Origin of the sequence: Massilia sp. CF038 (genome assembly GCF_900129765.1) — a bacterium.
Taxonomy (GTDB): Bacteria; Pseudomonadota; Gammaproteobacteria; order Burkholderiales; family Burkholderiaceae_D; genus Telluria_A.
In genome coordinates this window covers 1,211,618-1,234,678 of sequence record NZ_FQWU01000001.1, presented here as the reverse complement: position 1 = coordinate 1,234,678, position 23,061 = coordinate 1,211,618, and the positions used below count along the sequence as shown (strand labels likewise).

20 protein-coding genes are annotated in these 23,061 nt (G+C 63.2%); 16 read left to right on the top strand and 4 right to left on the bottom strand.

The window, feature by feature from the left end; translation table 11 throughout:
• Positions 1-99 precede the first annotated feature (99 nt).
• Entirely contained in the window at positions 100-1,560 is a 1,461-nt protein-coding gene (locus BUC24_RS05750) for an aminotransferase-like domain-containing protein (RefSeq protein WP_073213137.1), read from the bottom strand.
• A 109-nt stretch (positions 1,561-1,669) separates the two neighbouring features.
• Between BUC24_RS05750 and BUC24_RS05745 the strand changes: the two genes are divergently transcribed.
• From BUC24_RS05745 to BUC24_RS05685, 13 genes are all read left to right on the top strand, one after another.
• Positions 1,670-2,638, top strand: a complete 969-nt coding sequence (locus tag BUC24_RS05745; protein ID WP_073213136.1) for a threonine dehydratase — start codon at positions 1,670-1,672, stop codon at positions 2,636-2,638.
• A 1-nt stretch (position 2,639) separates the two neighbouring features.
• On the top strand, positions 2,640-3,557 hold the full coding sequence (locus BUC24_RS05740) for a DMT family transporter (RefSeq protein WP_073213135.1): 918 nt from the start codon (positions 2,640-2,642) through the stop codon (positions 3,555-3,557).
• Positions 3,558-3,647: 90 nt separating this feature from the next.
• Positions 3,648-3,965, top strand: coding sequence for a hypothetical protein (locus tag BUC24_RS05735; RefSeq protein ID WP_073213134.1), 318 nt, complete (start codon positions 3,648-3,650; stop codon positions 3,963-3,965).
• A gap of 87 nt (positions 3,966-4,052) precedes the next feature.
• A complete protein-coding gene (locus BUC24_RS05730; RefSeq protein WP_073213133.1) occupies positions 4,053-4,517 on the top strand; it encodes a RidA family protein in 465 nt (154 codons plus the stop codon).
• Positions 4,518-4,624: 107 nt separating this feature from the next.
• Positions 4,625-5,818, top strand: a complete 1,194-nt coding sequence (locus BUC24_RS05725; protein ID WP_073213132.1) for an aminotransferase-like domain-containing protein — start codon at positions 4,625-4,627, stop codon at positions 5,816-5,818.
• 112 nt (positions 5,819-5,930) lie between these two features.
• Positions 5,931-7,301 (top strand): diguanylate cyclase, encoded by a 1,371-nt coding sequence (locus tag BUC24_RS05720; RefSeq protein ID WP_073213131.1) that lies wholly within the window; start codon positions 5,931-5,933, stop codon positions 7,299-7,301.
• 210 nt (positions 7,302-7,511) lie between these two features.
• Positions 7,512-7,967 (top strand): type IV pilin protein, encoded by a 456-nt coding sequence (locus tag BUC24_RS05715; RefSeq protein ID WP_073213130.1) that lies wholly within the window; start codon positions 7,512-7,514, stop codon positions 7,965-7,967.
• Positions 7,961-8,551: a GspH/FimT family pseudopilin gene (locus tag BUC24_RS05710; RefSeq protein ID WP_073213129.1), complete on the top strand. Its 591-nt coding sequence runs from the start codon at positions 7,961-7,963 to the stop codon at positions 8,549-8,551. Before BUC24_RS05715 ends, BUC24_RS05710 begins: the two co-directional genes overlap by 7 nt.
• 11 nt (positions 8,552-8,562) lie before the next feature.
• The gene (locus BUC24_RS05705; RefSeq protein WP_073213128.1) at positions 8,563-8,937 is read left to right on the top strand and encodes a type IV pilus modification PilV family protein; all 375 of its coding nucleotides are present in this window, start codon (positions 8,563-8,565) and stop codon (positions 8,935-8,937) included.
• Positions 8,938-8,947: 10 nt separating this feature from the next.
• Positions 8,948-10,072, top strand: coding sequence for a PilW family protein (locus tag BUC24_RS05700; RefSeq protein WP_178372479.1), 1,125 nt, complete (start codon positions 8,948-8,950; stop codon positions 10,070-10,072).
• Entirely contained in the window at positions 10,069-10,731 is a 663-nt protein-coding gene (locus BUC24_RS05695; RefSeq protein ID WP_073213126.1) for a hypothetical protein, read from the top strand. Before BUC24_RS05700 ends, BUC24_RS05695 begins: the two co-directional genes overlap by 4 nt.
• Before the next feature lie 59 nt (positions 10,732-10,790).
• Positions 10,791-14,480, top strand: coding sequence for a pilus assembly protein (locus BUC24_RS05690; protein WP_083598722.1), 3,690 nt, complete (start codon positions 10,791-10,793; stop codon positions 14,478-14,480).
• A 3-nt stretch (positions 14,481-14,483) separates the two neighbouring features.
• Positions 14,484-15,074 carry a hypothetical protein gene (locus tag BUC24_RS05685; RefSeq protein ID WP_143167397.1) on the top strand — a complete coding sequence of 197 codons (591 nt, stop codon included), beginning with the start codon at positions 14,484-14,486 and terminating at the stop codon, positions 15,072-15,074.
• Between the two features lie 6 nt (positions 15,075-15,080).
• Here BUC24_RS05685 and BUC24_RS05680 read toward each other — a convergent pair whose 3' ends face one another.
• The 3 genes from BUC24_RS05680 to BUC24_RS05670 are packed head-to-tail and all read right to left on the bottom strand — an operon-like array spanning position 15,081 to position 19,800.
• Entirely contained in the window at positions 15,081-16,637 is a 1,557-nt protein-coding gene (locus BUC24_RS05680; protein WP_073213123.1) for an FGGY-family carbohydrate kinase, read from the bottom strand.
• Positions 16,634-18,208: a glycerol-3-phosphate dehydrogenase/oxidase gene (locus BUC24_RS05675; RefSeq protein WP_073213122.1), complete on the bottom strand. Its 1,575-nt coding sequence runs from the start codon at positions 18,206-18,208 to the stop codon at positions 16,634-16,636. The genes BUC24_RS05680 and BUC24_RS05675 overlap by 4 nt, the downstream gene beginning before the upstream one ends.
• The gene (locus tag BUC24_RS05670; protein ID WP_073213121.1) at positions 18,205-19,800 is read right to left on the bottom strand and encodes an FAD-binding oxidoreductase; all 1,596 of its coding nucleotides are present in this window, start codon (positions 19,798-19,800) and stop codon (positions 18,205-18,207) included. The genes BUC24_RS05675 and BUC24_RS05670 overlap by 4 nt, the downstream gene beginning before the upstream one ends.
• 99 nt (positions 19,801-19,899) lie before the next feature.
• Here BUC24_RS05670 and BUC24_RS05665 point away from each other — a divergent pair, with 99 nt between their 5' ends.
• The 3 genes from BUC24_RS05665 to dapD are packed head-to-tail and all read left to right on the top strand — an operon-like array spanning position 19,900 to position 23,041.
• Positions 19,900-20,928, top strand: coding sequence for an AraC family transcriptional regulator (locus BUC24_RS05665; protein WP_073213120.1), 1,029 nt, complete (start codon positions 19,900-19,902; stop codon positions 20,926-20,928).
• A gap of 38 nt (positions 20,929-20,966) precedes the next feature.
• Positions 20,967-22,187, top strand: a complete 1,221-nt coding sequence (gene dapC, locus BUC24_RS05660) for a succinyldiaminopimelate transaminase (protein ID WP_073213119.1) — start codon at positions 20,967-20,969, stop codon at positions 22,185-22,187.
• Positions 22,188-22,213: 26 nt separating this feature from the next.
• On the top strand, positions 22,214-23,041 hold the full coding sequence (gene dapD / locus BUC24_RS05655) for a 2,3,4,5-tetrahydropyridine-2,6-dicarboxylate N-succinyltransferase (RefSeq protein ID WP_073213118.1): 828 nt from the start codon (positions 22,214-22,216) through the stop codon (positions 23,039-23,041).
• The last annotated feature ends 20 nt before the right edge of the window (positions 23,042-23,061 follow it).

Below are 23,061 nucleotides of genomic sequence, written 5' to 3'. Positions count from 1 at the left end.
CATCGCCCTCGCGAAGGCGGGCTCGCATGCGAGCCCCCCATTCCACGTAGCCGAATCCGGTGGCGCGGAATAGGCCCCCGCCTTCGCGAGGGCGATGTATCAGCGCAGCTGGCGCTCTAGGAAGGACCACAGGGTCGGTTCCTGAACGGTGGCCACGTTCAGGCGCATCTTGGTTGAAGGCAACTGACTGGGCGAAAACAGGCTGCCGGGCGCCAGCAGCAAGCCATCGGCCATGGCGCGTTCGGTCAAGACATTGGTGTCGCAACCGGCGTCGACCCACACGAACATGCCCGCCGGCGGCGCCACATCGACCCGCAGACCGGCTTTTTCCATCTGGCGCACGGTCTTGGCGCGCACACTGTCAAGGCGGGTGCGTACCCGATCCACATGCTTGCGGTACAGCCCCTCGGACAAAATCTTGTACACCACCCGCTCGCCAATGTCGCTGGTGGTGAGCGTGGCCAGCATCTTGCGGTCGCACAGGCGCTGGGCCCATTCGTGCGAGGTGGCGATGAAGCCGACCCGCAAATTGGCCGACATCGACTTGGAAAAGCCGCCCAGGTAAATCACGCGCCGCAGCTGGTCCAGCGCGGCAAGACGGGTGGCCGGCTGCACCGCGCTGCCCGGATGCAGGTCGCAGTAGATATCGTCTTCGACAATGGTAAAGCCGTGTTCTTCGGCCAGGCGCAGCACCTGGAAGGCCTTCGCCGCCGAGAGCGAGGTCGAGGTGGGGTTGTGCAGCACTGAGTTGATCACGTACAGCTTGGGCTTGTGCAGCGCCGCCATGGCGGCCAGCTGGGCGATATCGGGACCGTCTGCCAGACGCGGCACCCCCACCACCTTGGCCCCCAGCGCCGCAAATGAACCAAACATCAAAAACCAGGCCGGATCGTCCACCAGAATGGTGTCGCCAGGCCGGGTAAATTCACGCGCCACCAGGTCGAGCGCCTGGGTGATGCCAACCGTGGTGACCAGCTGCTCGGGCGCGGCCTCGATTTCCAGCTCGGCCAGTTTGAGCTGAAGCTGCTGGCGCAAGGGCAGAAAGCCCTGTGGCGCGCCGTAATTGAGCAGCGCGCTGCCGCCCTGGCGACCAACGTCGCGCAGTGCATTCGACACCAGCGGGCCATCGAGCCAGTCCGATGGCAGCAAACCCGACCCCGGTACTTGCTGGTGCGGGGCCTGGCGGAACATGTTTCGAATCAGCCAGACCACGTCCAGCGGCTTGTGCTCGATGGCTTCGCTGGCCTGCGGCACGGCCGCCGAACGTTCACCCAGATTGAGCGGCGAGCGCTCGCGCACAAAGAAGCCGGCGCCGCGGCGCGACTCGACATAGCCCTTGGCCACCAGCTTGTCGTAACTGGCAACCACGGTGAAGGCCGATACGCCATGGGTGGCGGCGAACTGGCGGATCGAGGGCATGCGCGCGCCGCTGCGCAAGACTTTGTCGTCAATGCGCGCGGCCACCGAGCGCACGATCTGGTCTATCAGCGATTCGCCCGTGCCACGGGTCAGCATGGTCTCGAACGGTGCTGGTGCTTCCGCAAGGCGTGTATTGGTCATCTTACCGTCACAGTATGCAAAATTATATGGATAAGTGTACTGGCACTGTACTGGTTTTTAAGTCTAGGATACACCCATCGCCTCTCTGTTCCAAGCACTGAAAGCTGCCATGTACAAACCGACTCTCGCCCAACTCGATGCTGCCGCTGCCGTGGTCTACCGCGCCATGCCGCCCACGCCGCAGTACAGCTGGCCGCAGTTGAACCAGGCCCTGGGCGCCGAAACCTGGGTCAAGCATGAAAACCACAGTCCGCTGGGCGCTTTCAAGGTGCGCGGCGGCCTGGTCTACATGGACGCGCTGACGCGGCGCGAACCGCATCTGACCACGGTAATGGCGGCCACGCGCGGCAACCATGGCCAGTCGGTGGCGTATGCGGCGGCGCGCCACGGCGTGGCGGTGCGCATCTACGTCCCATTCGGGAACAGCGTGGAAAAGAACGCCGCCATGCGCGCGCTGGGCGCACAGCTGATCGAAGTGGGCAGCGATTTTCAGGCTTGCCGCGAACATGCGCAGCAAGTGGCGCGCGAGGAGCACTTGCACATGGTGCCGTCATGGCACGAAGATCTGGTGGCCGGTGTCGCCACTGGCTGGCTCGAACTGCTGCGCGCCCAGCCCGACCTGGACCTGGTGCTGGTACCGATCGGCCAGGGTTCGGGCATCTGCGCTGCCATTGCGGCGCGCAATGCGCTGGGCTCGAAGACGCGCGTGGTAGGCGTGGTGTCGAGCCACGCGCCGGCCTATCAGCTGTCGTTTCGCGCCGGACGCAGCATCAGCGCGCCTGTGTCCACCGTACTGGCGGACGGCCTGGCTTGCCGCCAGCCGGACCAGGCTTCGCTGGGCGCGATTCTGGAATATGCCGACGATATCATTGCCGTGACCGATGACGAGGTGGCCCATGCCATGCGCCTGTACTACCGCGCCACCCACAATCTGGCCGAGGGAGCCGGCGCGGCGCCGCTGGCCGCTGCCATGCAGATGCACGCCAGCGGCGCGCTCAAGGGCCGTAAACTCGGACTGCCCCTCACGGGCGGCAATGTGGATGCGGACCTGTTTCGTCACGTGCTGCAGGGGCCTTGAGATGGCGCGCAGCTTGCACCTTGCTCACGCAGCCCGCTGGTCCGACGACAGTGCCGGCATGCTGCTGGGCTTGATCGGCGTGGCCATGTTCGGCATGACCTTTCCGGCCACCCGCCTGGCCGTGGCCGACCTGCCGCCCGACTTTGTCGCTTTGGGGCGGGCTGTGGCGGCGGCCCTGCTTGCTGCCTGCTGGCTGCTCTACAAGCGGCTGCCGTTCCCGCCCCGCGCGGCGCTGCTGCCGCTGGCCGTGGTGGCAGGCGGCTGCGTGATCGGCTTTCCGTGGCTGACCTCGATCGCGCTCAAGACCGTGCCGGCCTCGCACGGCGCGGTGCTGGTCGGGATTTTGCCGCTGGCCACGGCTGCCGTGTCCGCGCTGCGCGGCAACGAGAAGCCATCGCGCGGCTTCTGGGGCATGGCACTGGCCGGGTCGGCGCTGGTGATTGCCTTCGCGCTGCAGCAGAGCGGGGGCAGTCTGCATCGGGCTGACGCGCTGATGCTGGCGGCGGTGCTGCTGGCGGCGCTGGGCTACGCCGAAGGGGCGCGCCTGGCACGCAGCATGGGTGGCCAGCAAGTGATCAGCTGGGCGCTGGTGCTGGCCGCGCCGCTGCTCGCGCCTGTACTGCTGTGGCTGTCTTATCCCCAGATGAACGCGATCGGCGCCGCTGGCGTCAAGGCCTGGCTGGGGTTTGGCTATGTGAGCGTGTTTTCGATGTATGTGGGATTTCTGTTCTGGTATGGCGGGATGGTGCGCGGCGGTATTGCGCGGGTGGGGCAGGTGCAGCTGATGCAGCCTTTCTTTACGCTGGGTGGGGCGTGGCTGGTGCTAAGTGAGCCGCTGACCTGGGCCAATCTGGGTTTTGCGGTGGCGGTGATTGCGGTCGTGGGCACCGGGCGGCGCATGGCGGTGCGGCGGAGCTGAGGTGGAATAGGTCCCCGCCTTCGCGAGGACGACGGCACATCGTCCTCGCGAAGGCGGGGACCTATAGAGACTTAGACCAAAGGAAAGCTCATGAAAACTGCGGTGCTCTTTCTTCCCTTCTGCCTAACCGCTTGCGCCCCCAACCTGGAAGGCAGCTACCGCACCGAGCAGGGTGAGCCGGCCTTTCGCCTCAGCCACGGCAAGTATTACCGCGCCAACCCGGACGGCAGCGACTACAAGGCGCCGCGCCCCGGACTGCCGCCCTTGCCGCGCGCCCTGCCCTACAAGGTCGACGGGCGCGTACTCCTGGTCGAGGCGGCCCCGACCGGCACAGCATTCGATATTTTGCCCGATGGCCGACTAAAATTATCCGAACAGGGCCATGCACTGATCTTTGTCCGCAAATGATATTCTGCGTCGCAATTCCGATGGGAATGCCAGGTCGCGCGACGTACAATACCGCCTTGTCTCTCAATTAACGCACCAGGAATCGCCATGTCCGTCTACGAAAAACTCAGCGCCCTCGATATCACCCTCAAGGCGCCAGCCGCCCCGGCCGCCGCCTATGTCATGTACGTTCAAACCGGTAACCTGGTGTTCCTGTCGGGCCACCTGGCCAAGCATGCCGATGGCAGCGTGATCGTCGGCCAGCTGGGCAAAGATACCAGTACCGAACAGGGCCAGGCCGCGGCGCGCAACATTGCCATCGACCTGATGGGCACGCTCCAGCAAGCCTGTGGCGGCGACCTGAACCGCGTCAAGCGCATCGTCAAGGTGATGAGCCTGGTCAATTCCAGCCCCGACTTCACCGAGCATCACCTGGTGACCAACGGTTGCTCGACCCTGCTGGGCGAGGTATTTGGCGACGCCGGCAAGCATGCCCGCTCGGCCTTCGGCGTGGCCCAGATTCCCCTGGGTGCCTGCGTCGAGATCGAAATGATCGCCGAAATCGCGGACTAATCCGATGCGGAGGGGGCCTACCCGGCGCCCTCCTTTCCAGTGCGCTTACCAAGCGTGCTCTATAATGGCCATGTACCGACGCGGCCCCTTTTCCCTGTGAGACCAGCATGAAAATTGAAAATCCCAACCCGATCGAATGGCGTTTCTCGGAGCGCGCGCAGCAGCTGCAAAGCTCCTTCATCCGCGAAATCCTGAAGATCACCCAGCGCCCGGAAATCATTTCCTTTGCCGGCGGTCTGCCTTCGCCTGCCACCTTCCCGGTCGAGCACATGAAAGCGGCCTTCGACAAGGTGCTGTCGTCGAACGGCAAAGTGGCCCTGCAATACGGTCCGACCGACGGCTACCCGCTGCTGCGCGAATGGATTGCCAATTCCCTGTCCACGGCCACCTGCAAGATTTTGCCGGAACAAGTGTTGATGACGTCCGGCTCGCAGCAGGCGCTCGACTTGCTGGGCAAGGTGCTGATCGACGAGGGTTCACGCGTGCTGGTGGAAACCCCGAGCTACCTGGGCGCGCTGCAAGCGTTCTCGGTGTATCGCCCTGAATTCAAGTCGGTCGCCACCGACGAACATGGCCTGGTGCCTTCGTCCATCGATGCCGTCGCGGAAGGCGCGCGCATGTTGTACGCGCTGCCGAACTTCCAGAACCCGACCGGCCGCAGCCTGTCCATCGAACGCCGCCAGGAACTGGTGGAAACCTGCGCCCGCCACGGCATCCCCCTGATCGAGGACGATCCGTACGGCGCCCTCAGCTACAAGGGCGAGCCGTATCCAAAAATGTTGAACATGAACCCGGACGGCGTCATCTACATGGGCTCGTTCTCCAAGGTCCTGACCCCGGGCATCCGCCTGGGCTATGTGGTCGCGCCGCTGCCGCTGGTGCGCCGCCTCGAACTGGCCAAGCAGGCAGCCGACCTGCACACTGCCCAGCTGACCCAGATGGTGGTGTACGAGGTCGTCAAGGATGGCTTCCTCGAGCAGCACATTCCGACCATCCGCGCCCTGTACGCCAACCAGTGCCAGGTCATGCTCGATGCGATGGAAGCGACCTTCCCTGAAGGCGTCACCTGGACCAAGCCGGAAGGCGGCATGTTCATCTGGGTCACGCTGCCCAAGCAGATCGACGCGATGAAGCTGCTGGACCAGGCCATTGCCGCCAAAGTGGCCTTCGTGCCCGGCGCACCGTTCTATGCCAACGAAGCGGAAACCAACACCTTGCGCCTGTCGTTTGTCACGGTGCCGCCCGAGCGCATCCGCGAAGGCGTAGCGATTCTGGCGAAATTGATTGCCGCCCAGCTGTAAGGGCAGCTTGCGCCGGGGCGCCCGCCCCGGCGCTCCTGGTCATGGTTGCAAATTAACGACTAATTCCAGTAAGTAACTTTCACTCTGCCGTTCCCGGGCGTATTATTGGCCCATGAACAGCGCCGCTACCGCGTGGCGCGAATCGGCCATCCTGATTGTCGACGACGCGCCCGCCCACCTTGACACCTTGCGCACGACCATGGCGCGCCAGGGTTACCGCACCTTTGTCGCCAATTCGGGCGAGCGCGCGCTGGGCCTGGCCAAGCAGGTCCACCCGGACCTGATTCTGCTCGACGTGATGATGCCGGGCATGGACGGCCTGGAAACCTGCCGTCAGCTCAAGCTGCATCCCGACACCGAACATATCCCCGTCATTTTCATGAGCGCGCGCAATGAAGCGCATGATGTGGTGGCCGGCTTCGAACGCGGCGCGGTGGACTATATCGGCAAGCCGCTGCGCATGGCGGAAGTGTGCGCCCGGGTACGCGCGCGCCTGCCCGGCGCCGCGCCACGCACTGCCCAGCCCCAAGCATCGGAACAATGGGAACAATCGCGCCGCCTGCGCACCATGATCGACACCATGGCCGAAGGCTTGATGATCGTGCAGGGCAACGGTCAGATCGACTACACCAATCCCGCCTGCGACAGTTACCTCGGCTATGGCGCGGGCGAACTGGCCGGCCATTCGATCACGGAACTGCTGCACGCCCCGGTGGCAGCTGACTATCTGCAGTATTTTTCCAGTTGCGCGGCCGACCCGGCCCGCAGTGACAGCCACGGCACGCGCGAAGTGGCGATCCATCATCGCGACGGCGTGGAGCGGGAAATGGATCTGACCCTGACACCCATGCAGGTGGACGGGCAAGCCTTGTTCATTGGCCAGCTGCACGACATTTCACACCGCAAGCAGCAGCAAGTGGCGCTCGAGCGGGCCGCCCTGGCCGATCCCCTGACCCGCATTGCCAACCGGCGCCATTTCGACAACGTGGTCGAGCTTGAATGGCAGCGCGCGGTGCGCAGCGGCCAGCCGCTATCGCTGATCATGCTCGATGTCGACCATTTCAAGCTCTACAACGACGAACTGGGCCACGCGGCCGGCGACAGCGCGCTGCGCGCCGTGGCCGCCGTGCTGGCCGCGCACGCCCCGCGCGCCACCGATCTGGCCGCGCGCTATGGCGGCGAAGAATTTGCCCTGTTGTTTGGCGAGACCGACGCCAATGCCGCCTGCACCATGGCCGAGTCGATCCGCAGCGCCATCGAAGCGCTGCAACTGCCCCATCCCCGCTCGCCCAGCAGCGCCTGGCTCACGGCCAGCGTGGGCGTGATCACCATCATTCCTTCCCAGCTCGACCTGCTGGCCGACAGCGTGCAGGCAGCCGACCGCGCCATGTACGCTGCCAAGGACGCCGGCCGCAACCGGATTGTTGCCGTGCACGCTGGCCCGGACAGCTGGGAAGCGGTCAAGCTGATGTCACGGCACTAATGACAGAATTGCCTTTTGGCAATTTTTGGCCTATCCTTTTATTTCCTTGCATCAAAATAAACACAGAAAATATTTCTGGGCGTGCATTCGTCAGCATTTTGTCAGCTTGCAGTCAGCTTATCGACAGGTAAGGTATTTATACTAAGCAACATAGCCTGAACCCAGGTCCGTCTTGCGGGCGGCGGTCCAACCCTTCAAAGGAAATCCATTATGAAAAACCGAGTCACCCTGAAAGCAGCCCGTTCGAGCGGCTTCACCCTGATCGAATTGATGATTTCGCTGGCCATCATTGCCATTCTGGCCGGCCTGGCTTTGCCAGGCTACAAGGATTACATCACCCGTAGCCGCCTGCCAGCTGCCGCCGCCACCCTGGCCATTCAGCGCGTGAAGCTCGAGCAGTACTTCCTGGACAATAAAACCTATGTGGGCGCCTGCGCCGCCGGTACCGTGGCGCCCCTGCCTGCGGCCGACGACTTTGTCTACACCTGCCCTACTCTGACCGCAACCGAATTCAAGGTGGTGGCCACTGGTACTGCCAAAGTGAAAGACTTTGTCTACTCCATCGACCAGGAAAACAACCGCCTGACCACCGGTCTGCCAGCCGATGGCAAATGGGGTACTGCCACCATCAACTGCTGGGTGACCCGTAAAGGTGGCGTATGCTAAAGCCGCGCCGCCAGCTTGGGTTCACCCTTCTGGAGCTGATGATCGGCATTGCGATCATCGCGCTGGTTCTCGGCCTGGGCATTCCCACTCTGCAGCAATGGATGCAGGATTCGCAAAATCGCCGTGCCGCCGAGTCGATTGCCAATGGCTTGCAGATGGCGCGCAGTGAAGCGGTGGGCCGCAATGCGCTGGTGCGCTTTGACTTGACCAATGCCAATGGCGTTGCAGACTGGAAGGTCACTTGCGTGAACGACATGCCAAGTTGCCCGACCGCGACCCCGATCCGCACCTATGTCAGTTCTGGCAATGCGCGCGTGGGTGTCAGCAAAATCGTGGTTCCCGCCGCGCCCGCGCCTGACCCCTTTGCCGCCGCGATTGCGTACACCACTGAATTGCCCGCTGGCGTGACCTTCAATGGCCTCGGACGCGTGCCCACCACAAACGCTGGCGCTGACATCACCCGCATTGACGTGACGGCTGACCAGGGCGGCAAGCGTTTCGTCGTCACCGTCAGCAATACCGGCCAGGTGCGGATGTGCGACCCGTCAGTCAAGCTGTCGGTCACGCCGCAAGGCTGCAGATAAGGAGAATGCAGATGAACAAACCAACACGGCCAGCAAAGTCGCAGGGTGGCTCCCTGCTGATTGAAGCGATGATCGCCATCGTGATTTTCTCGCTCGGCATTCTGGCCATCATCGGGATGCAGGCGAGCACAATGCGCGCCACCGCCGACGCCAAGAATCGCCTGGATGCCAGCTTTTTGGCCAACCAGATGATTGGCGAAATGTGGATCAAAAAAGACCAGCTCGGTTCCTTCCAGGAAACCAATACCGCGATCACCGGCCTGCCCAATGCCACCCGCTCGGTTGCCGTGAATGGCATGGACGTCACCATCACAATCACGTGGAAATTGAACGGGGAACCGGCGGCGCACAAGTACACCACCGTTACCCGTATCAACGGTTCATAGAGGAATGGTAATGAGAAACGCAAACAAAGGCTTCACCCTGGTTGAAATCATGGTGGCGATGGTCATCGGCTTGATCGCCATGGTTGTCATCATGCAGGTTTTCAACTTGTCTGAATCGCGCAAACGGGCGACCACCGGCGGCAGTGATGCGCAGGCGAACGGCGCTATCGCCTTCATGATGATTGAACGCGATTTGAAAATGGCAGGCTGGGGGCTCGATACCAACGCCTACAAACGCTGCACCACCACCAAGACCTATTGCAACGGCAACGCCAGTTGCGGCGGTGCGGCCGGCCCCATCGCCAATTTCACCTTCGCCAGTGTGCAATTGCTGGACGGCGGCACCAAGGCCGATACCATCACGGTGCAATATTATTCGAACCCAGCGCTCGATACCTACCGCGTGCCAGCAATCGGCTTGCTCAAAAACACGATGAACACGGCAGCCGATGAATTGACCGTCTCGAGCGTGACCGGCTGCGCCGCTGGCGACTTGCTGCTGATCCAGGAGCCCGACAACGGCGCCGTCGGACAATGCAGCCTGGTTCAGGCCACCACGATCACCCCGGCCACGCTGAAGATTACGCACGATACCGCCAGTCCGTTCAATCCGCCGCAGACCGAGCAAATCGCGGCAAACTGGCAAAAGCACTCGGTCAATTCGACCGTGGCCTGCATCAAAAAGCCAAGCACGGCTGCCTTCTTCCAGCGCCAGTACAGCGTCAACAGCACCCAGCGCATATTGCAGCGCTCGGACAATTCGACCACCCCGCCCCTGGTCAATGACGTGGTCACCCCTGAAATTATCGACATGCAAACCCAGTACGGGATTGCCCCTGTCAATTCGCAAACCGTTGATACCTGGGTCGACCCGACGGGCACTTGGGCCAATCCCTCGCCGGTGGACGCAAAACGCATCAAGGCCATCCGGGTTGCCATCGTCGCCCGCAGTGCGCAGTACGAAAAGCCGGCCAAGGGCGAAGCCTGTCTGAGCACGACGGCAGCCATGGCGGCCAAATGGTCGACCTGGGCAAAGTTCACCACGGCATCGTATCCGGCCGATTGGAATTGCTACCAGCACAAATCATTTGAAACCGTGATCCCATTGCGCAACGTTATTTGGAGTAACTTATGATCGCAACGCCTCTTTCCCGACGCGCGGGCCGGCCCGCATGGACGGTCGCGCCGGTGCATGCCCAGCGCGGCATTATCCTGATCGTTACACTGATCATTCTGGCCGCCATGACGCTGGCCAGCCTGGCGATGCTGAACTCGGTTGACACCACGACGGCGATTGCCGGCAATGTGGCCTTCAAACAAAGCGCCACCAACAGTGCCGATATCGCCATCGACACTGCCGGCGCCTATCTGACCGTGCCGAAACAAAACACGGAACAGGACAACCCGGGCGCCGGCTACTACGCCACCAACCAGGACGCGCTTGACATCACGGGCAACAAGACGCCCGGTCTGAAAACCGACGACCTGGACTGGAACGGCGCGGGCGTGGTGAGTTTGCCCAAGGATGCCGCCGGGAATATCGTTTCGTATCGCATCAACCGCATGTGCAATACCACCGGCCCGCTGAATGCGTCGACCTGCTCAGTCGACATTACCTCGGGCAAGGCAGCCATCGGCAGCTTCGGTATTAGTTTGCCAACGCTGCAATACGACATCAATGGTACCGGCCCACTGAAAAACCCGAGTGGCTACTTCCGCATCACCATGCGCATTGCCGGCCCCAAGAACAACGTGAGCTACGTGCAAGCGATCGTGTCAACCAAGGCACTTTGAATCCCCTTCTGCGCAGGTTGCCGCTGGCAGTCTGCGCGAGATGAAACGAAAGGAACACTATGTCCTCCCAATTGAACCGATTTGTCCGCACCGGCTTGCTGTCGTTCGGGGTATGCATGAGCGTGGTTTCGCCTCACGCCGCTGCCGCCACGACCGACCTGGCGGACGCCCCGCTGGCAAATGCCACCACCACGGCCATTCTGCCGAACATTATGTTCGACCTCGACAACTCGGGCAGCATGAGCTGGGATTACATGCCCGACTTTGTGCGCTACACCTCGCCGGGCGCGTTTGTCCCCTGGTGCCGCGGCGTGACGTCGACCAATTCCCTGCTGCTGTGCGAACAAGGCGATCCGCCGTATTTCGCCTCCGGCTTCAACGGCTTGTATTACAACCCGGAAGTGCGCTATAGCTGGCCCGTCAATGCCGACGGCAACCCGCGCCCGGCACTGGGTGTGGCCACCGCCATTTCGTATGCCAACCCGTTGAGCTGGACCGCCGCTGCCAGTGACGGTTACGGCATCCAGCGCGTGGACAGCACCGCCACCCAGGCGCCAGGCACGAGTGCCTGTACGCCGAATGCGGCAGGCGGCAATTGCCCCGTGCTCAATGCGAATTCGGTCACCAATCTGGTGACCAGCTATCCAGAGCGCGTCTGGTGCCTGAGCAGCAACGACACGCCACCGTCGGCCAACTGCAAATCAGCCCTGGAAGGCAACAAGTATCTGTACCCGAACGGCACCTACAAGGTCATGAAGGTGCAGTACGGCGCGCCCTACTACTACAACGTGAATGTCGAATGGTGCAGCGCGGCGGACGTCTCGCCCCAGCAAAACTACGGCAGGGCCGGTACCTGCCAGGCCAAGAAGGATGCCACGTACAAGTATGTGCGCTTCTTTAACTGGTCGCGCGTGGACATCAAGCCCGGTACTGTGTTCCCGACCAAAGCCATTTCGCGCACCGACTGCGCTGGCGCCGCTTGTACCTATGCGGAAGAGATGACCAATTTTGCAACCTGGTACACCTGGTATCGTACCCGCATGCAAATGACCAAGAGCGCGATCGGCCTGTCGTTCCGCGATGTGCGCGGCACCCCGAAAACCGGGGCGGCACTGGCGCTCGATCCAGCCGATGAAAACTTCCTGCACGCCCGTGTCGGGATGACCACCATCAACAACCCGGCCATCGTCAAGATCGCCAACTTTGATGCTGCGCAAAAGACCGCGTTCTACAACAATTTGTATGCCAGCGTACCAAGCGGCGGTACGCCCTTGCGTACCTCGCTCGACTCCTTGGGCAAAATGTATTCTGGCACCAATACGGCTGCCTACGGCGATCCGATCCAGTATTCGTGCCAGCGCAATTTCACCATTCTGGCCACTGACGGTTACTGGAACGACAACTACAATCCGGCTGTCGACGACATCGATGGCGCAGCCACGGTGTCGCGCCCATCGCGCGATGATCTGAAAACCCCGGACACCCTGGCTGACATTGCGTATTACTACTACCACACCGACTTGCGCACCAACTGCACCACGCCGGACTTGTGCACCAACAATGTGCCGCCATCGGGCGCCAATGTGGACGTCGATGACGTCGCCCAGCACCAGCACATGACGACGTTTACCGTGTCGCTGGGCCTGGACGGCACCTTGAACTACGACGATGCCTACAAGACCAGCACCTCGGGCGACTATTTCGACATCAAGCAAGGGTCGAAATCGTGGCCAAAAGTGACGTCCAACTCGCAAGAGACGATTGATGACTTGTGGCACGCCGCAGTCAATGGCCGCGGTACCTACTTCAGTACCCAGGATCCGAACGCGCTGGAAGCGGGCATGAAACGCGCCCTCAACAGTATTGAACGCACCACCGGTAGCGGCGCCGCTGCGGCAACCTCGAACTTGCAGCCGGTTGCTGGCGACAATTCGATCTTCATTGCAACGTACCGTACCCAGAAGTGGGATGGCGAACTGAGCGCCTATCCGATCGATCTGAATACCGGCGCGATCGGCGCCACCGCGGTATGGCAAAGCGAAGCGCTGCTGCGGGCGAAGATTGTCGCTGGCGGCGACGCCGATACCCGCGTCATTTATACGCACGATGGCAGCAAGCTGGTCAACTTCACCGCAACCGAGCTGCCTGCCACGCTGCTGGCCTATTTCGATAACACCAAGCTGAGCCAGTATGCCGACTGGAATGCGGCCCAGAAGAGTGCTGCCACCCCAGCGCTGATGATCAAGGCTCTGCGTGGCCAGGACCGTTACGAAGACCAGGACCGCGATGCCAGCTTCGGCGCCTACCAGCGCCTGTACCGCGATCGCGAAAAAGTTCTGGGCGATATCGTGCACTCGCAGCCGATCTATGTGAAGGCGCCGCCGTTCGGCTTCGTCGATCCGACGTATGCCACCTTCAAGAAATTGAAGGAAGCGCGTGATCCAACCCTGTATGTGCAATCCAACGATGGCATGCTGCATGCATTTGATGGCAAGACCGGCACCGAACGCTGGGCGTATGTGCCACCGGTGATCATGAAGGATATGTGGCGCCTGCTCGACACCAACTACGAAAACAATCACCGCTACTACCTGGACGGTCCGCTGTCGATGAGCGACGTACAGATCAATGGCGAATGGCGCACCATCCTCATCGGCGGTCTGGGCAAGGGTGGCCGCGGTTACTACGCCATGGATGTGACCGATCCTGGCACCCCGAAGCTGCTGTGGAACTACACGGCTGAAGAAAACCAGAACATGGGCTACAGCTACGGCACCGCCTACATGACCAAACTCAACGACGCGAACAAAACCTGGGTCGCGGTGCTGAGCTCCGGTTACAACAACGTGCCCGAAGGTGGCAAGTACAGTGGCGCGGACGGCAAGGGTTATGTGTTTGTGCTGGACCTGGCCACCGGCAAACCGATCCGCACCATCACCACGAATGAAGGCACGGCCAGCGATCCAAGCGGTCTGGCAAAATTGAACGTGGTCGTGGAGAACTTCGTTGAAGAGAACTTGTCGATTGGCGCCTACGGCGGCGATCTGTACGGCAATATGTGGCGCATCAACCTGACCACGGGCGCCCTGACCAAGCTGGTGTCCTTCGGTTCGACCAAGCCCATCATGGTTGCGCCTGAAATCGGCCCTGCGCCAAGCGGATCGAAAGCCAAGTACGTGGTCTATTTCGGTAGTGGCCGTTATCTTGGTGACAGCGACCTGACCGACGTGCGTCCGCAGAGCCTGTTCGCAATCAAGGACGATGCGAGCACCACGCTGACCGACATGACCAAACTGGTGGAACAGACGGTGGCCACCACCGCCACCTCGCGCACCTTTAGCGACAACGCGATTGACTGGACCACCAAGTTTGGCTGGTACTCGAAGCTGGCCGATGCGGGCGAGCGCGTCACGATCGATCCGCAACTGTTTGGCACCACGGTCATCTTCTCGACCACCGTGCCAACGGCGTCGGCCTGCCAGCCTGGCGGCTACAGCTGGCTGTATCAGCTCGGTGGCCTGACCGGTAACGACTTGAAGACGGACGTACCAGCGGGCAACAAGATCACGTCGCCAATCGTTGGTCTGACTGTTGCCACGCTGCCTAACGGCACCTCGGTCATCTATTCGGTGACGGCGGACGGCAAGACCCCAACGCCGAAGGAAGTGCAGCTGGGCGATGGTGGCGACCCGAACACCCCGAGCACGTTGAAAGTGAACCGCGTCATGTGGCGTGAACTGTTTGATTAAAAAGTGGCATTGAACAAACAGTATCGCGTTGCAGTTGCCTTGTTGTTGTCTGTGGCGGCCCATGGCGGTGCCGCCCTGTTCTTCTTGACCAGCAACACCACTCCGGACGGCGCCCTGCCGTCCGGGCCGCGCGCGGCGCCTCCTCTGGCGCTGCGCCTGGTCCCGGCACAGCGCGCCAGCGCGGCGCCTGCTGTCCAAGCCGTACCGACTGCCGCAGCGGCCAACACGGCGCCTGCCGCGCAGCTCTCCCCTTCCCCTGCCACACCAACGGCGCAGCACGAGCCTGCTCCCGTACGCTATTTCACTGCACGCGAATTGACCCAGGAACCGGTGCTGGTCGATCAGCTCGTGGGCGACACCTTGTTGATCGTGCCAGGCGTGGCGCCGCAGGCGGCCACGGTGACACTATCCATCGATGTGATGGGCAATGTGACGGCAGTGCGGTTCGAGAAAGATGAATTGAACGAGGCTGAACGCGCGCTCGTGCTGGCTGCCTTGCAGGGCTTGCATTTTGCCCCGGGCAAGATCGGGCGCATCGCCGTACACAGCGAAGTCACGCGCGACTTTCTGCTCGATAGCGAAATCCGGCTGTAAGCACCCTCAGCGCGGGGTCGGGTACCCGGTGATGGCGGCAATGTCGGCATACATGGGTTGCAGCCGCTCGTACATTTTCTTGTAGACGCGCCGGTACAGGCGCTCGTAGATGGCCTGGTTGGCGGCAATCGGCTCGAACACGCGCCCCACCCGCGTCATGGCGGCAATCGCCGTGGCGAAATCCGGATACAGGCCCAGACCCACGGCTGCATCAATGGCCGCGCCCAGGCCGGAGGTTTCGTAGACATGCGGGCGCGCCGTGGGCAAGCCGAAAATGTCCGCCGTGAGCTGCATGGCCGCGTCGCTCTGCGAGCCGCCGCCGGAGACGCGCAGTTCGGTAATGGGCACGCCGCTGCGCCGTTCGATCCGTTCCTTGCCTTCGCGCAGGGCGTAGGCCAGGCCTTCCAGAATGGCGCGGTACACGTGAGCACGGGTATGCACATCGCCAAAGCCGATAATGGCGCCCTTCGCTTCCGGTCCCGGCACCTTGATGCCGGGCGTCCAGTACGGTTGCAGCATCAAGCCCATGGAACCGGCCGGCACCGCATTGACCAGTTCGTCGAACAATTGCTCGGGCGCGATGTCTTCGGCCAGCGCGCGCGCGCGCTCGAGGTGCCCGAACTGCTCCTTGAACCAGTTGACCATCCAGTAGCCGCGAAAGATCTGCACTTCGGTACTGTAGGCGTGCGCAATGGCGGCCGGGTACGGCGGAATGAAGGGCGTCACTTCCACATAGGTGGGGCTGGTGGTGTTGATGGTGGCGGTGGTGCCGTAGCTCAGGCAGCCGATGTGGGGCGCCTGGCAGCCCGCGCCAATCACTTCGCAGGCCTTGTCGGCGGCGGCCGCCAGCAGTGGCAAGCCGGCCGGAATGCCGCTGGCGGCAGCGGCAGCCGGCGTGATGGCGCCAATCCGGGTGCCCGGCGCTACCAGGGCATTGAGCATGTGCGGCTGCACCGCCAGTGCCTGCCACTTCCAGTCGCCCGGCTTGGCCCAGCGCTGGCGCTTGTAGTCGAATGGCAGGTAGGCCACCTGGGAGCCGGTGGAGTCGGCAAAGGTGCCACTGAGCTTGTAGTTCAAAAAGCCCGACAGCAGCAGCACCTTGTCGGTTTTTGCCCAGATGGCCGGTTCGTGCGCCTTGATCCAGTTGACTTCGGCCTCGCCGCGGAAAAAGTCGACCGTGTCCTTGACCCGTGCCAGCCGGAACGCCAGGTCCCACCACTTGCCAATCGGCGGCACGGTCTCGGTACGGCGCTGGTCGAGCCAGGTGATGGCCGGACGCAGCGGCTGGCCGTCGCGGTCCAGCGTGACAATGGTGCCGCGCTGGGTGGTCACGGCCACGCCCTGCACTGCCGTCTTGTCGACCCCGTCCTGCGTCCACAGGCCCTGGCAGGCCTGGCACACGGCGTCCCAGTAGCCATTGGCGCAATGCTCGGCCCAGCCCGGTTGGGCCGAGAAATACGGCTCCAGGTGCACCTGGGACTTGGCCACGATATTGCCGTGCAAGTCGAACAGGATCGCCCGCACGCTCTGGGTCCCGTTGTCGATGGCGAGAATGGTCTTCATGTTGGCAAACTGTAGTGGGACTTCCATAATGCCAGATAGGCCGCTTCGGACGCGGTCCAGTGCGCGTCGTCCCAGCCCAACTCGTCCTGGCAGATGGCGCGAATGCGCGCCATGTGGCCGGTGCCGCCGCCGCGCAGCTGCAGACCCAGGCGGGTGCGCCGCAGCAGCAAGTCTTCCAGGTGCAGCACGGCTTCAGCACGCGCGGCCCAGCGCAGCTCGGCCCAGAAGGTCTGGGTGCCGGGAATCAGTTCCATTTCGCCGGGGCGGGCCGCCGCCACCAGTGCGCCAGCCGCATCGCCGTAGCGCCCTTCCAGGCGGGCGCGCTGGCTGCCACGCAAGCGCAGGCGGGCCGGCGCCGGCGGCATGAAAATCGGGTGCGGCTCGAGCGCATCGTCCCAGCCCGGCAGCAGCGGCATGGCGCGCCTGAGCGCGTCGAGGGCGATCACGCGGAAGGTGGTCAGCTTGCCGCCGGTGACGGTCATCAGGCCGTCGTCGATCCAGACCGCGTGCTCGCGTCCTTCCTTCGATGGGTCCAGCTGGCCGCTGTCGATCACCGGCCGCACGCCGGCGTAGGTGGCCAGAATGTCGCCCTCGGCCAGCGGCAGATCGGGAAAGGCGTGCTGCAAGGCCTGCATCAGGTAGTCCAGCTCGGGGCGCGTGATGGCTGCTTCGGCCTTCAGACTGGCGCCATGATCGACATCGGTGGTGCCCACCAGCGTCACCCCTTCCCAGGGATAGGCAAACACGGGGCGGCCGTCGTGCGGGTGCATCAGACTGACGGCCTGCGCCAGCGGCAGGCGCCAGGCCGGGAAAATCAGGTGGCTGCCGCGCAGCGGGCGGATTTTGGCGGGGGCGCCGGTCTGGCCGCGCAGCTGGTCGGCCCAGGCGCCAGTGGCATTGATGACCAGGCGCGCCCGCACTTCGTGAGCGCTGCCGTCCACGCCGTCAACCAGGCGCGCGCCAATCACGGTGCTGCCCGAGCGCAGCAAGCTGTCGGCAGCCATGTAATTGACAGCCACGCCGCCATGGGCCTGGGCTTGTTGCAGCACGCGCAGCACCAGGCGCGCGTCGTCGGTTTTGGCATCGGTGTAGCACATGCCGCCCTGCAGGGCGCTGCGCGCGATGTTGGGCGCCATCATCAGAAATTCGCTGTGGCCGATGGCATGCCGTTCGCGGCGGCCGGACAGCAGATCATAAATGGCCAGCCCCAGCAGGAAGGTCTTGCGACCTGGCTTGCCGCCCGCGTAGTCGCCAAAGGCAAAACTTTGCGGCTCGACCAGGCCGCGCGCGTCGCGCAGCAGACCATCGCGTTCCTGCACCGATTCGCGCGTCAGGCCGAATTTGCCTTCCTTCAGATAGCGCAGGCCACCGTGCACCAGCTTGGACGAGCGGCTCGAGGTGCCCCAGGCGAAATCGCGCTGCTCCACCAGCAACGCTTTCAGGCCGCGGCGCGCCGCTTCCAGCAAAATGCCGGCCCCGGTGATACCGCCGCCAATGATCAGCACATCCCACTCGCGCGCGGCCAGGGCTGGCAGCGACGCGCGCCAGCCCGTTTGCCAGGGGCCGCTCACGCAGCCACCAGTTTGCCCGGGTTCATGCAGCCAGCCGGATCGAAGTGGCGGAACAGCGCTTGCATGGCGCCGATGCCCAGTTCGCCCTTCTCGGCCGCCAGATAAGGCGCGTGGTCGGAGCCCACGCCGTGCTGGTGACTGATGGTGCCGCCATTGTCGACAATGGCTTGCGAGACGGCGCCCTTGAGCGCACGCCAGCGCGCCAGATCGCCTTCGTAGCTGCCCGACAGGCGGTACACGAACGTGGTGTACACGCTGGCGCCCTGCGCATACATGTGCGACAGGTGGGTGTAGGCGTGCACCCGTTCACCGCGCGCGGCCATGGCGTCCGTTGCGGCTTGCTCGACCGCCTGCATCATGCCCGTCACGCCCGGCCAGTCGACCGCGGTTTCCACGGTGTCGATGGCATAACCATGCTGCCAGGCGGTGTTGCGCAGGTAGACATTGCGGAAGCGGTTCTGCTTCCATTTGTCGCCCATCTTGCGGCCCACGTGGACGCCGCCCTGCTTGCGCGCCAGCGCCAGCGCCGCCCCCAGCGCGCTGCTGGCCGGGCCTTTGGCGCCGCTCACGCCGATCATCAGCATGCATTTGCCGTCGGCGCAGCCGCGCCAGCGCAGATAAGTCTCGAGCGCACCCACCAGGCGCTTGTGCCCGGCCAGGGTCAGCATGGTCACGGTTTCGAGCGGGTTGGACAGGCGCAGCATCGACAAGGGCAGCTTTGCCTGGGCGATCTGGCGCGTGGCCAGGGCCGCGCTGTCCCAGTCCGGGAAGAACACGGCGTGGAAGGCTTCAAACGGCGGCAAGGGCGTGATGCGCACGGCCGCTTCGGTCAGAATGCCCAGCCGCCCTTCGGAACCGAGCACCATTTCGCGCAGATCGGTGCCGGCAGCCGAGGCCGGGAAGGTGGGCAAATCGAGGCGGCCGGCCGGGGTCTCGACGCGGCCGCCTGCGAACAGCTGCTCGATGCGTCCGTAACGCAGCGATTGCTGTCCCGATGAACGCGTGACGATCCAGCCGCCCAGCGTGGAGTATTCAAACGATTGCGGAAAATGGCCCAGCGTGTAGCCGTGCGCGCGCAGCTGCGCTTCCAGGTCGGGGCCGAACACGCCGGCCTCGAAGGTGGCCAGCAGTGCGTCCGGATCGAGGTTGCGCAGCGCCCGCATGCGCGCCATGTTCACCGTCAGCACCGGCGCCGCGCTGTCGGGCACGGTCAGGTGGCCGGCCACGCTGGTGGCGCCGCCGCAGGGGATCACCAGGGCGCCGCAGCTGGCGGCAAAGTCGAGCAGTTCGCGCACCTGGTCCGCGCTTTCGGGAAAGGCCACGCCGTCGGGCGCGGTATCGATGCGGCCGTGGCGCAGGCGCAGCCAGTCCGGCAGGCTCTGGCCCAAGGCATTGGCCAGGCGCACCGAGGGCGCGGTCTCGACCAGCGGGTGCCACGGCAGGCGTGAACGCTTGAGCTGGGCGCAGGTGGCGTCGAAACTGGCGTCGTCAGTGCGCACGCCGCTGCCCAGGCGCGCCTGCAAAAATGCCAGCGCCGCGTCGCCCAGCGCAAATTCAATGGCGTCGTCGCCCCATCCGTTCCACCGTTTCATGCGTTTTTCCCGTTATACTTGCCCTGTTTATCTAGCTGGCAGAGTAACGCCGCCCGTTACTTTCGTATTGCGCTTTTATGACAACCTCCTTGCTCAAACATGCCAGCAGCACAACCTGACGCGCGGCGCGTCACGGGTTCGTATTTGCAGCCCCTGCTCGAAGCAGCCGAAGCGCGTGGCGTGGATGCGCGCGCACTGGCCGTGGCCGCCGGCCTGGCGCCGGACGCCCTGCAGCCCATTCCCGATTCGCTGGCAGCGGCCGACTATGTGCACTTGCTGGCGGTGGGCGCCCACCTGGCCAACGATCCGCACTTCGGTTTGCACGTGGGGGAACGAGTCAAGCTGGGCACTTACAGCGTGTATGGCCTGATTCTGCTGGCTTGCCGCGACTTCGGCCAGGTGTTCGAGCAGACCATGCGCTACGAACAGCTGGCGCACGATCTGGGGCGCTCGGCGCTGGCGCGCGACGGCGAGCTGGCCCAGTACCAATGGCTAAGCAACTACCCGAGCGCCAACCGCCATCTGGTGGAAAGCGTGTTTGCCGGGATCCGCGTGTTCAGCACATGGTTGGCGGGCATGACGCTGCCCTCGCCCAAAATGCAGTTCGTGCATGGCCAGCAAGCCGATGGCGCCGAGTACGTGCGCATCTTCGGGGCCATGCCCGAGTTTGGCGCCAGCGTGAATGCGGCCCACTTCCCGGCCCAGCTGCTGGCCTGGCCGGTGCCGAACGCCGATGCCAGCCTGTACCCCGTGCTGCAGCAGCACGCCGAAACCCTGCTCAAGGAACGCAACCGCAGCGAGCAAGGCATCGCGGCCCAGGTGCATGCGGCCATCATCCGCAATCTGGCGCATGACCGGGTGCGGCTGTCGTCGATTGCCGAACAGCTGAACCTGTCGCCGCGCACCCTGCAGCGCAAGCTCAATGAGGCGGGCGCCAGCTTCCAGCAGGTGCTGGACCAGGCCCGCTTTGCGCTGGCCACCGATTATTTGCGGCAGGACAGCCTGTCGCTGGTCGATATCGCGTTTTTGCTCGGTTACCAGGAACAAAGTGCGTTCACCCACGCCTTCAAGGAATGGTCCGGCGTCAATCCGGGCGCATGGCGCGAAGGCGCACAATGTCGCCTATAATAATGACGCTGTTTCGTCCTAGATAACCTGGTACCGCCGTGAACCCACATCTCGACAAGTTGCACCCCTACCCGTTTGAAAAACTGCGTCAATTGTTTGTCGGGGTGACCCCGAATCCAGCGTTTGCGCCCATCAGCCTTGGCATTGGCGAACCCAAGCATCCAACCCCCGCGTTTATTCAAAAGGCGCTGTCGCACGCGGTGCAGGGCCTGGCCAATTATCCGACCACGGCCGGCAGCGATGCCTTGCGCGGCGCCATCGCCGGCTGGCTGGAGCGGCGTTACGGCATTCCCGCGCTTAATCCCGCCACCCAGGTACTGCCCGTCAATGGCTCGCGTGAAGCACTGTTTGGCATTGCCCATTGCGTGGTCGATGCGGCCCAGCCGGGCCCGCTGGTGATGTCGCCCAACCCGTTTTACCAAATTTATGAAGGCGCGGCGTTTCTGGCCGGCGCTGAACCCTACTTCGTCAATTCCGAGCCGGGCCGCAATTTCGCCTGCGATTACACCAGCGTGCCCGACGCTATCTGGCCGCGCGTGCAATTGCTGTACCTGTGCTCGCCAGGCAATCCCACGGGCGCCACGCTCAGCCTGGACGACTGGCAGCAGCTGTTTGCCCTGGCCGACCGGCATGGCTTTGTGATTGCCGCCGACGAGTGCTATTCCGAGATTTACCATGGCAGTGCCGCCCCGCTGGGCGCGCTGGAAGCGGCGCACCAGCTCGGGCGCAGTGGCGGCGAGCGCCCGTATGCCAATCTGATCGTGTTTTCCAGTCTGTCGAAGCGCTCCAACGTGCCGGGCATGCGCTCCGGCTTCGTCGCAGGCGACCCTGCCGTCATCAAGAAGTTCCTGCTGTACCGTACCTATTGCGGCGGCGCCATGTCGCCGCCGGTGCAGGCGGCCTCGATTGCGGCCTGGAACGATGAAACCCACGTCCAGGAGAACCGCAACAAGTACCGCGAAAAGTTCCACCTGGTCACGCCAATGCTCAAGCAGGTGATGGACGTGGAATTGCCCGATGCCGGCTTCTACCTGTGGGCCGATGTGCGCCGCAGCGGCCTGACCGACACGGAATTCGCACGCCGCCTGTATGCCGAATATAATGTGACAGTGTTGCCTGGCAGCTACTTGGCGCGCGAAGCGCACGGGATCAATCCCGGCCAGAACCGGATTCGCATGGCGCTGGTTGCCGAGGTCGACGAAGGGGTTGAAGCCGCGACCCGGATCGTCCAGTTTTGCCAGGCCCTGAAACAACAATAATTTGAACCACCCACCACCACACGACCATGACCCAACAACTCCAGAACATCATCGATACCGCCTGGGAACAGCGCGCCGACATCAATCCGTCCAACGGCAGCGCCGAGCTGCGCGAGGCTGTGGCCCATGTGATTGCGGGGCTCGATGACGGCAGCATGCGTGTGGCCCAGAAAACCGGTGCCGACTGGGTGGTCAACCAATGGATCAAGAAAGCCGTATTGTTGTCTTTCCGACTGGAAAACAACAGTGTGATGACCTCGGATGGCACGATGCAGTTTTACGACAAGGTGCCGACCAAGTTTGCCAACTACACGGCCGACGATTTTGCCCGTGGCGGCTTCCGGGTGGTGCCGCCGGCCGTGGCGCGGCGCGGCAGTTTTATCGCCAAAAACGTCGTCCTGATGCCTTCTTACGTCAATATCGGCGCTTACGTCGATGAAGGCGCCATGATTGACACCTGGGCCACGGTCGGTTCCTGCGCCCAGATCGGCAAGAACGTGCACCTGTCCGGCGGGGTGGGCATTGGTGGCGTTCTGGAGCCGATGCAGGCCAATCCCACCATCATCGAAGACAATTGCTTTATCGGCGCTCGCTCGGAAGTGGTCGAAGGTGTTATTGTTGAAGAGAACTCCGTTATTTCGATGGGCGTGTATATCGGCCAGTCGACCAAGATCTATGACCGCGCCACTGGCGAGGTCAGCTACGGCCGTATTCCGGCCGGATCGGTCGTTGTGTCGGGCAATCTGCCATCGGAGGACGGAAAGTACAGCCTGTATTGCGCCGTGATCGTCAAGCGTGTGGATGCCAAGACCCGCGCCAAGACCGGGATCAATGAGCTGCTGCGTGGCATTTAATAGCAAGAATCGACGATAAG